8 protein-coding genes are annotated in these 9,725 nt (G+C 67.4%); 7 read left to right on the plus strand and 1 reads right to left on the minus strand.

Annotation, left to right across the window (positions count from 1 at the left end):
- Positions 1-67: 67 nt before the first annotated feature.
- From ACWEO7_RS36745 to ACWEO7_RS36765, 5 genes are all read left to right on the plus strand, one after another.
- A complete protein-coding gene (locus ACWEO7_RS36745) occupies positions 68-1,201 on the plus strand; it encodes a polyprenyl synthetase family protein (RefSeq protein WP_452430155.1) in 1,134 nt (377 codons plus the stop codon).
- A 17-nt stretch (positions 1,202-1,218) separates the two neighbouring features.
- On the plus strand, positions 1,219-2,751 hold the full coding sequence (crtI, locus tag ACWEO7_RS36750) for a phytoene desaturase family protein (protein ID WP_452430157.1): 1,533 nt from the start codon (positions 1,219-1,221) through the stop codon (positions 2,749-2,751).
- Between the two features lie 11 nt (positions 2,752-2,762).
- Positions 2,763-3,686, plus strand: a complete 924-nt coding sequence (locus ACWEO7_RS36755) for a phytoene/squalene synthase family protein (protein WP_452430159.1) — start codon at positions 2,763-2,765, stop codon at positions 3,684-3,686.
- Between the two features lie 123 nt (positions 3,687-3,809).
- Positions 3,810-4,391 (plus strand): TerD family protein, encoded by a 582-nt coding sequence (locus ACWEO7_RS36760; RefSeq protein ID WP_355075501.1) that lies wholly within the window; start codon positions 3,810-3,812, stop codon positions 4,389-4,391.
- 133 nt (positions 4,392-4,524) lie between these two features.
- On the plus strand, positions 4,525-5,874 hold the full coding sequence (locus tag ACWEO7_RS36765) for a family 1 glycosylhydrolase (protein ID WP_452430161.1): 1,350 nt from the start codon (positions 4,525-4,527) through the stop codon (positions 5,872-5,874).
- Positions 5,875-5,905: 31 nt separating this feature from the next.
- Here the strand turns inward: ACWEO7_RS36765 and ACWEO7_RS36770 are convergent, their stop codons facing one another.
- Complete coding sequence (locus ACWEO7_RS36770) at positions 5,906-6,733, minus strand: SDR family oxidoreductase (protein ID WP_452430162.1); 828 nt, start codon at positions 6,731-6,733, stop codon at positions 5,906-5,908.
- A 155-nt stretch (positions 6,734-6,888) separates the two neighbouring features.
- Here ACWEO7_RS36770 and ACWEO7_RS36775 point away from each other — a divergent pair, with 155 nt between their 5' ends.
- Both ACWEO7_RS36775 and ACWEO7_RS36780 read left to right on the plus strand, forming a co-directional pair.
- Positions 6,889-8,514 (plus strand): glycoside hydrolase family 13 protein, encoded by a 1,626-nt coding sequence (locus tag ACWEO7_RS36775; protein ID WP_452430164.1) that lies wholly within the window; start codon positions 6,889-6,891, stop codon positions 8,512-8,514.
- Positions 8,515-8,664: 150 nt separating this feature from the next.
- On the plus strand, positions 8,665-9,555 hold the full coding sequence (locus tag ACWEO7_RS36780) for a manganese catalase family protein (RefSeq protein WP_452430166.1): 891 nt from the start codon (positions 8,665-8,667) through the stop codon (positions 9,553-9,555).
- Positions 9,556-9,725: the final 170 nt, after the last annotated feature.

The raw sequence follows: 9,725 nt of genomic DNA on the forward strand, positions 1-9,725 counted from the left end.
CGGGGACGCCGTCTCATTTCAGTCCTCGCAGGACAAGCAACAAAAGCGTTCCCCGGAGGTCCCAGCCATGAACGAAGGTAGTGCTATCAGCATCACGTGGTCCGAATCGACAGTGACCGAACCGGTCGGTGGCATCCCGGCACTGGGGGCCGCCCCCTTCTCGCAGTGGCGGGAAGCAGTGCGGTGGGCAGTGCTCGGCGAGCTGGAAGATTTCCTCCTGCGGGCATGCCCTACGCCGCTTCATCGCCTCGGCGCACACGACGTTCTGCGGCAATACGCCACCGGCGGGAAGTGCTTGCGGTCGACGTTCATGTACCTCGGCTGGCTGTGCGGCGGACCGGACGATCCGGCCGCGCTGCGTGCGGCAGCCGGTCTGGAACTACTGCACGCGTTCGCGCTGCTCCAGGACGACGTCATGGACCGGTCCGCGACGCGACGCGGCGCCCCGTCCGCACATGTCCGGTTCGCCAGGGCGCACCGCAGCATCGGCGCGCCCGGCTCTTCCGCCAGGTACGGCGAGTCCGCGGCGATCCTGCTCGGGGACATGTGCCTGGTGTGGGCCGAGCAGATGCTCCGCGAAAGCGGGCTCGCCGACTCCGCGCTCGCGCACGCGTGGCCGCGCTACGACAACATGCGGGTGGAACTCGCGACGGGTCAGTTCGCGGATCTGCTCAACGACGCGCGCACCGAGCCCGCGCTGGCCTCGGTCCTTGCGATCGCGCGGGTCAAGTCCGGCAACTACACGGTGCGATGCCCGTTGGAGATGGGCGCGGCGATGGCGGGCTGCGATGCGGCCGTCCTGGACGCGCTCGGCCGGTACGGCGCCGCGGTCGGCGAGGCATTCCAGTTGCGTGATGACATTCTGGGCATCTTCGGGTCGCAGGCCGTCACCGGCAAACCCGCGGACGGCGATCTCGGGGAACGCACCGCGACCAGCGTCGTCGTCCTCGCACGCGAAATGGCGACCCCCTCGGCCCGAATCGAATTGTCCCGGCTCCTCCATCACCCCCAGCTCGGTCCCGCGGAGGTCGACCGCGCCAGGATGCTGATCATCGAGTCCGGGGCGCCCGAGCGGATCGAGACGATGATCGCCGACTTGCTCACCTGCGCCGACAACGCTTTGCACACGGCGAATTTCAGCGCACCGATGCGCGCCGCACTGAAGCACATGGCCACCGCATGCACCGAACGCGTTGCCTGACCAGGAGGTATTGCTCGATGCGCACCGTCGAAGGCGCGACCGACCGGGTGGTGGTCGTCGGAGCCGGGCTCGCGGGATTGTCCGCGGCCCTGCATTTGGCAGGCCGCTCCCGCGAAGTGATCGTCGTGGAACGCGAAGCGGTACCGGGCGGCCGCGCCGGGCACGCCGATCCGGCAGGTTATCGCCTCGACACCGGCCCGACGGTTCTGACCATGCCCGATATCGTCGAAAGCGTCTTCGCGGCTGCCGGGGCGCGCAGCGCTGACTATTTGCAGTTGGTGCCCGTCGAACCGGCGTATCGGGCACATTTCGCCGGAGGCCGGAGGCTGGAGGTACACACCGACGCCGCGCGGATGGAGGCGGAGATCCGCCGGTTCGCCGGCGCAGACCAGGCCGACGGCTATCGCCGCCTGCGGCGTTGGCTGACGCGCTTGTACCGAGCGGAGATGGACCGGTTCATCGCGGCGAACTTCGACTCACCGCTGTCCATGGTGACCCCCGCTCTCGCCCGGCTGATCGCCTTGGGTGGTTTCGGCCGCTGGGATCGCGCCGTCGCGCGCTACATTCCCGACCCGGAATTGCGGCGTGTCTTCACCTTTCAATCGCTCTACGCGGGCGTCGCGCCCAGCCGGGCGCAGGCCGCCTACGCGGTCATCGCCTACATGGACACCGTCGGCGGTGTGTTCTTTCCGCGCGGTGGGATGCGTGCGCTTCCCGAGGCGCTGGCCGCCGCGGCGACCAACGCCGGTGTCCGATTCCGCTATGGCACCACCGTGACCGCCCTGGAGCGCACGGGCTCGCGGATCACCGGGGTTCGCACCGACGACGGCGACCGAATCTCCTGCGACGCCGTGGTATTGACGACCGAACTGCACGAGGCCTATCGCCTGATCGCGCGCACACCACGTCGGCCGGTGCCGCTGACCTCCGCGCCCTCGGCAGTGATCGTCCATTTGGGGTGTGCGCCCACGGCCGGGATAGCGCACCACAATCTGCTGTTCGGCGCCGCCTGGGAGGAGTCGTTCCACGACATCATCGTCCGCGGGCAGGTGATGCGCGATCCTTCGCTGCTGGTCACCCGTCCCTCGGCTACCGAGCCGTCTACGGCTCCGCCCGGACGGGACCTGCTGTATGTGCTCGCCCCGGTGCCGAACCTGGAGCGCGGCCGAATCGATTGGGAGCGGGCGGGAACCGGCTATGCCGAGCAACTACTCGAGGTCGCTCAGGATCGTCTCGGCTCGGTCTTCGGCGATGCCGAGATACTGCGCGTGGACACACCGGCCGACTGGGCGCGCCGCGGCATGCTCGCCGGGAGCCCGTTCGCGCTGGCGCATACGTTCGCCCAAACCGGTCCGTTCCGACCGGCCAACATGATCCGCGGTGTCGACAATGCCGTATTGGCCGGTGGCTCGACCGTGCCGGGGGTGGGAATTCCGCCGGTGCTGATCTCCGGCCGACTGGCCGCGGATCGCATCACCGGCCCCCAGCCCGCGCGGCCGCGCCGCATCGTCGCCGCGCTCACCACCAGTCGCATCGATCGACAACTGTGATCGGAATCCAGATGACCCGCACCGACCTCGACACCACCCGGCTCAGCGACCCGCGACTGCACCGGTCCTACCGGTACTGCCGCCGGCTCAACGCACGCCATGGAAAGACCTTCTTCCTGGCGACCCGTTTGCTCGCACCGGATCAGCGCCCCGCGGTCCACGCCCTATACGGATTCGCCCGCCGAGCCGACGACATCCTCGACGAGTTCGACCCGCGTCTCGATATCACCGAACGTGCTTCGCGGCTCGAAGAACTCGCGGGCCGTTTCCGCGACCGCGCCGCCGACACCGACGCCGTTCTCCCGGCAGTTCTGGACACTGCCGATCGCTATCGCATTCCAGCGGAGCTGTTCGACGCCTTCCTCGCATCGATGCGAATGGATTTGACCGTGACCGACTATCCCGATCGCGCCGCGCTCGACACCTACGTCTACGGGTCGGCCGAAGTGATCGGATTGCAGTTGTTACCGATTCTGGGCACCGGCTGTGCCGATGCGGCCGCGCCGTATGCCGCCGCGCTCGGCAAGGCATTCCAGCTGACCAACTTCCTGCGGGATGTCGGCGAAGACCTGCTGCGTGACCGGGTGTATCTACCCGCCGACGAACTGGCCGCGTTCGACGTCGATCGCGATCTCTTGCGCTGGTGCGTCACCCGGCGGCGTACCGAGCCCCGCGTACGCAGCGCCCTGGCGGCGCAAATCGCCCGCACACGCGACATCTACCGCTTCGCCGCTGCCGGAATCGCCCTGCTGCACCGCCGTTCGCGCCCCTGCGTCGCGACGGCGACGACGCTGTACTCGGAGATCCTCGATCGCATCGAGGACAGCGACTTCGCCGTGTTCGATCACCGCGCCGCCGTGCCGAACCGGCGGCGAGCGCGAGTCGGCGCGACGGGCCTGGTCGAGGCGTGGTGGGCACGCCGAGCGGGCCGGTGATCGCTGCGGCGACAACGGTGCCGCGGCCCGCGATGGACTTCCGCCGCCCGGTGCGGACCTGCCTGTCCCGGAGGCGGATTCGTCGTCCCGAGCGCGACGGCTGGTCGTCAGTATCCTGATGTCGTGATTACGCTCAGAAAAGAAGACGGTGCGGCGGACCTCGCGGGTATCACGAAATTGAGTGTGGGAGTGAGCTGGGATCCGTCGTCCGGAACGAGCGGCGGCGCACTCGGCTGGGCACGCCGCAAACGCGGTGTGGACCTCGATCTGATCGCTGTCCTGATGCAGGGCAACGACCCGGTGCGCTTCGCGGGACTCGATTCGCTGGACCCGTTGGGCAACGGCTCGGTCGCGCACACCGGTGACGAGCAGACCGGCGCCGCTTCCGGTGACGACGAGACCATCCACGTCACCTTCGCCGACGTCCCCACCGCGATCGACGCCATCGTCTTCGTCGCGGCCGCCTTCAAGAAGGGCAGTTCTTTCGACAAGGCGAACAACATCTCCTTCAAGATCTACGACGCCACCGGCGGCAACAGCCAGCAAGTCGCCGACATCTGGCCCTCGCTGCTCGGCACCGACAACGCCAACGCGGTCGCTCGCGCCTTCCGGAACGGCGCTGTGTGGCAGCTGGAAGTCCTCAATCGCCAAGGCAAGATCAAGCAGGGCGACATGCAGGCGCTGTTGCGCTTCGCCATGCAATAGCACCTGCGGATGCCACGCGTCGCGGTCCGCGTGGCCCACCCGCAAACCTGTCGCAACAAGTGTCCACGTCTTCGAATCGCTGTGATAAGCGGATTCCGGCAATCAGTGGACAGCACCCAGTTACTCTGGGTCGATGCGATCTCGGTTCCGTCGGTACGTCCTGGCCGCGCTCGCCGCCGCGGCATCCACCCTGCTTCTCGCCACGCAATCCGCGGCCATCCCGCCGATACAGCCGGTCGCCGGCCTACCGGCGCTGGGCGGAGACTTCCTCTGGGGCGTATCGACCTCCGGCTTCCAGTCCGAAGGGCATGCGCCGGACAGCAATTGGACTCGATACGTCGGCGCGACCCCTGGCTACGACGCCCTCGGTGATTCCGTCGACTTCTACGGCCGCTATGCCTCCGATATCCAGCTCGCGGCGGACCTGGGCGTGCGGGTGTTCCGGATCGGGATCGAATGGGCCCGAGTGCAACCCGCGCCGGGGGTGTGGGACGAAGGCGCCTTCCGCTTCTACGACGCGGTGATCTCGAGCGTCGAGCGGGCCGGTATGCGACCGATGATCACGCTCGACCACTGGGTGTACCCCGGCTGGGCCGCCGACCGAGGGGGCTGGCGCAATCCCCGCATGGTCGAGGATTGGTTGGCCAACATGCGCAACGTCGTGGATCGCTACGCAGCACGCAACCCGTTGTGGGTCACCGTGAACGAGCCCGTCGCCTACATCGTGCACGAGGTCCGCCATGGCGCCGCGGATGCCGGCGAAATGCTCGAGCGGGTCGCGCAGGCACACAATGCCATCTACGACTACATCCACCAGAAGCAGCCGGGCGCACAGGTGACCAGCAACATGGGTTACGTCGCCGGTTCGGAGGCGCAGGTGAACGGGCCGCTGATGGACCGCATCGCCGATCGGCTCGACTATGTGGGTGTCGACTACTACTTCGCCTTCGACCCGGCGCAGTCGCTGATCGAGTCCATCCTCCGGGCCAGCGGTTCGGCTATGCCCACGCTGCCCGGACCGCACATCTGGGAGCTGCCGTTACGCACCGAAGGCATCTACTATGCGCTGCAATACTATTCGCGCCGGTTGCCCGGTAAACCGCTCTACGTCGTCGAGAACGGGATGCCGACCGAAGACGGCCGTCCACGCGCCGATGGCTATGTGCGCGGCGATCACCTTCGCGACACCGTCTATTGGATCCAGCGCGCCAAGGCCGACGGCATGAACATCATGGGCTACAACTATTGGAGCCTCACCGACAACTACGAATGGGGAAGCTACACGCCCCGATTCGGCCTCTACACCGTGGACGTGCGTACCGACCCGTCCCTCACCCGCCGCCCCACCGACGCCGTCGGCGCCTACACGCAGCTCATCGCCGCGGGCGGAGTGCCCGACGGCTACCGTCCCACCCGCGGTCCAGCCCTCTGCGTGTTCGTCGATCCCCCGGCCAGCTGCATGACTCCGGTAGCGGAGCGGTAGACGGACGCCCGCGCCGACCTGGACACCGCGGTCACGGCGTGCGCCATTTCTCGTCGGTCAACAAGGTGCTGGCCTGCGGGCCCATCAGAAGCATGCCGCCGTCCACCACGTAGGACGCGCCGGTGACATAGCTCGCCTCCGGTGCGGCGAGAAACGCCACGACGGCAGCGACCTCCTTCGCGTGCCCGGTTCGGCCCAGCGGCACGCCGGGACGGGACTGCGCGCGGGGATCGACGTCTTCCTGGCCGGTCATCGGTGTCGAAATCTCCCCCGGCGCGACCGAATTGACGGTGATGTCGTATTCGGCGAGCTCCAGCGCCAATACCTTCGTCAGTGCGCCGAGTCCCGCTTTGGCCGCGCAGTACGGTGCGGCGCCCACCCGGGGAGCGTGTTCGTGCACGCTGGTGATGTTGATGATCCTGCCCCCGTTGCCCGCGGCGATCATATGTCCGGCCGCGCGCTGGGAACAGACGAACGCGCCGTCGAGGTCGACCGACAGCACGTGCCGCCAAGTGTCGAAGTCCATGTCCATCGCCTTCTGCGCGGACCCGGTACCCGCGCAGTTCACCAGCACATCGAGGCCACCGAGTTCGTCGGCGAGTTCGTCGATCACCGACCCGGCGGACGACGGGGCCGCCAAGTCGAGACGGCGCACGGCGGCGGTCCTGCCCTTTTCGCGCACCTGCGTCGCGGTGTCCTCCGCACCGCGCTGGTCGCTGTGGAACGTCAGCCCGACATCGGTCCCGCCCGCCGCGATCGCGACGGCGATCGAAGCACCGATTCCGGAGTCTCCCCCGGTCACCACGGCTCGCCGCGGAGTGCCTGCTCGTTCTTCCGGTAGTGGAGCTGTGGTAGCCATGTCCAGCGACTACCCGGGCGGGCACAGACCACACAACCTCCCGCCGCCACCCCGCGCGTGACGATTCCTCCTCGACCTCGTAACGCCGAGGCGACGTTACGAGGATTCCGATCGCGGGTAACCGCCCTGCAACGAGCCGAGAGGAGGGTGCCGCGATGACCGCTCCCTGGTGGCGCGATGCCGTGATCTATCAGATCTACATCCGCAGTTTCGGCGACGGCAACGGCGACGGCCTCGGCGATATCGCCGGTATCCGGTCTCGACTGCCCTATCTGCGCGACCTCGGAGTGGACGCGATATGGGTCACGCCCTGGTATCCGTCGCCGATGGCGGACGGAGGATACGACGTCTCCGACTACCGCGACATCGACTACCGGTTCGGCACCCTCGCGGAGGCCGAGGAGCTGATCACCGAGGTGCACGCGCAGGATATGCGCATCATCGTGGATCTGGTCCCCAACCACACTTCGGATCAGCATCCGTGGTTTCAGCAGGCAGTGGCGGCCGGGCCGGACTCGCCGGAGCGAGCCCGTTACCTCTTCCGGCCCGGCGCATCCTCCGGCGGTCCGCCGAACAATTGGCGGAGTGTGTTCGGTGGCCCCGCGTGGACCCGAGTGGCGGACGGGCAGTGGTATCTGCACCTGTTCGACGCCCACCAGCCGGACCTGGACTGGGAGCACCCGGACGTCCGTGCCGAGTTCGAGTCGATCCTGCGTTTCTGGCTGGATCGGGGCGGGGACGGCTTCCGCATCGACGTGGCGCACGGCTTGGTCAAACACCCCGATCTACCGGATATCGAAACCGATCACGAGGACATGATGGAGCCGCCGGATCGGACCGACCATCCGCACTGGGACCGGCCGCAGGTACACGAGATCTATCGCGGCTGGCGCAAGATCGCGGATTCCTATGGGCCGGATCGGGTCTTCGTCGCCGAAGCGTGGGTGGCCAAACCCGAGCGCCTCGCCTGCTACGTGCGTCCGGACGAACTGCACACGGCATTCAACTTCGACTTCCTGCGGTGTTCCTGGCATGCCGACGCGCTGCGTGCCGTGGTCGACTGCACGACCGAGGCGTTGGCCGCGGTGGGAGCGCCACCCACGTGGGTGTTGTCCAACCACGACATCACCAGGCATGTGACCCGCTACGGACGGGCCTCCACCCGCGGCGGCGGTTCCCAGCACGAACCGCACGGTCCCGTCGATGTCGGGCTGGGTCGTCGCCGCGCCAGGGCGGCGCTGCTGCTGATGCTCGCGCTCCCCGGCAGCGCCTACCTCTATCAGGGCGAGGAACTCGGCTTGGAGGAGGTCGAAGATCTCCCGCCAGAGGTGCTACAGGATCCGACCTGGGAGCGCTCCGGCCACACCGCCCGCGGCCGCGACGGGTGCCGTGTGCCACTGCCGTGGAGCGGGTTCCGGCCGCCATTCGGATTCGGCCCGGGCGACACCCATCCCTGGCTGCCGCAGCCACAGCGCTGGGTGTCGCTGACCGCCGAATTGCAGAAGCGGGAGCCGGACTCGATGCTCGACCTCTATCACCGGGCGCTGCGCCTGCGCCGGGACCATCCGGCCCTCGGAGAGGGCTCTTGGACCTGGCTGCCCAGTGCGCCGGGTATTCTGGCTCTCCAACGCTCTCCCGGCCTGGTGTGCATCGTGAACGTCTCGACCGCGCCGACCACGCTGCCCAGGCACGAGCGGCTGTTGTTGTCCAGCGAGCCTTTGCAGGACAGCGTCTTGCCCGCCGACAGCGCGGCCTGGCTGGAGGTCCCCTGCGTGGGGTAGGGCATTGTCGCGCCTCGTGTCGCTGCGAACGACCGGCAATTCGAACCCGTATCGTCGCCACCGAACAAGCAACGCGTCTCTTGCTCGTCGTGCGCTGGGTTAGGCAGTAGAAGCCATCTCGTACAGCCGACCATATTGGTAAGGAGAGCGATGTTCACCCATAACAAGGATCTCCAGTTCGAAGTTCGCGTCGACCGTCCCGATCCGCGTTTCGCGACCCTGCTGCAAGAACAGTTCGGCGGCGCCAACGGCGAATTGAAGGCCGCCATGCAATATTTCAACCAGGCGTTCATGCTGCGTGGCAAGCACCCGAAAATTTATGACCTGTTCATGGACATCGCCACGGAGGAACTCAGCCATCTCGAAATCGTCGGCGCGATGATCACCATGTTGCTCGACGGGCTCAACGACGATTTGAAGCAGGCCAACGAGCAGTGCGACTGGATGCCGATGGTGGCGACGCCCGGCGGACGTGACCAGGTGATCCATCAGGTCGCGGTGAACCCCCTGTACTTCGCGCTCAGCGGCGGCGGACCCGTCGTCAAGGACTCCGCGGGCGTGCCCTGGTCGGGCTCGTACGTCGACGCCAATGGTGAGCCCTCGGTCGATCTGCGCAGCAACCTCGCGGCGGAGTCGCGCGCCAAGATCGTGTACGAATATCTCAAGCAGTTCACCGACGATCCCGGTGTGCAGGACACGCTTTCGTTCCTGATGACCCGCGAGATCGCGCACTTCCAGCAGTTCACCGCGGCGCTGAACGAATTGCCGGTCAACTTCCCGCCCGGAGCACTGCCCGGCGACGATCGGTTCCAGAACGTGGCCTTCAACATGTCCAACGGCTCCGCGAGCGCCCGCGGCCCATGGAACGAAGGGCAGGGGCCGTGGCCCTCGGGCACGGAATGGCGCTACATCGACAATCCGGTCAGCGAATGGCTCGATTCCGACGACCGCGTGAACCATGGCGCGGAGACCAACCCGCAAGGCGAGCCCGCGGTTCACGGCACCAAACCGTTCACCCACGAATCACACATACCGGACTGACTCCCCCACGCCTGCGCCCGGAACGGAACCCGGATGTTCAGGCGTTGAGCGACGCGGCGCGCGGGCCCCGGTGGCGCGCGCCCCGCGCGTCTAGCGCTGCCGCCCGGGTCCATTCCCCGGCTGGCTTTTACTTTGGTTTGGGGGATTCAAAAAAGCGGCGGACGGGGCCG

This window comes from Nocardia sp. NPDC004260, from assembly GCF_053603155.1.

Bases quoted from the DNA above. Each gene is read 5' to 3' on its own strand.
- ACWEO7_RS36745 (WP_452430155.1), top strand. From the start codon at position 68: ATGAACGAAGGTAGTGCTATCAGCATCACGTGGTCCGAATCGACAGTG.
- crtI (WP_452430157.1), top strand. From the start codon at position 1,219: ATGCGCACCGTCGAAGGCGCGACCGACCGGGTGGTGGTCGTCGGAGCC.
- ACWEO7_RS36755 (WP_452430159.1), top strand. From the start codon at position 2,763: ATGACCCGCACCGACCTCGACACCACCCGGCTCAGCGACCCGCGACTG.
- ACWEO7_RS36765 (WP_452430161.1), top strand. From the start codon at position 4,525: ATGCGATCTCGGTTCCGTCGGTACGTCCTGGCCGCGCTCGCCGCCGCG.
- ACWEO7_RS36770 (WP_452430162.1), bottom strand. From the start codon at position 6,733: ATGGCTACCACAGCTCCACTACCGGAAGAACGAGCAGGCACTCCGCGG.
- ACWEO7_RS36775 (WP_452430164.1), top strand. From the start codon at position 6,889: ATGACCGCTCCCTGGTGGCGCGATGCCGTGATCTATCAGATCTACATC.
- ACWEO7_RS36780 (WP_452430166.1), top strand. From the start codon at position 8,665: ATGTTCACCCATAACAAGGATCTCCAGTTCGAAGTTCGCGTCGACCGT.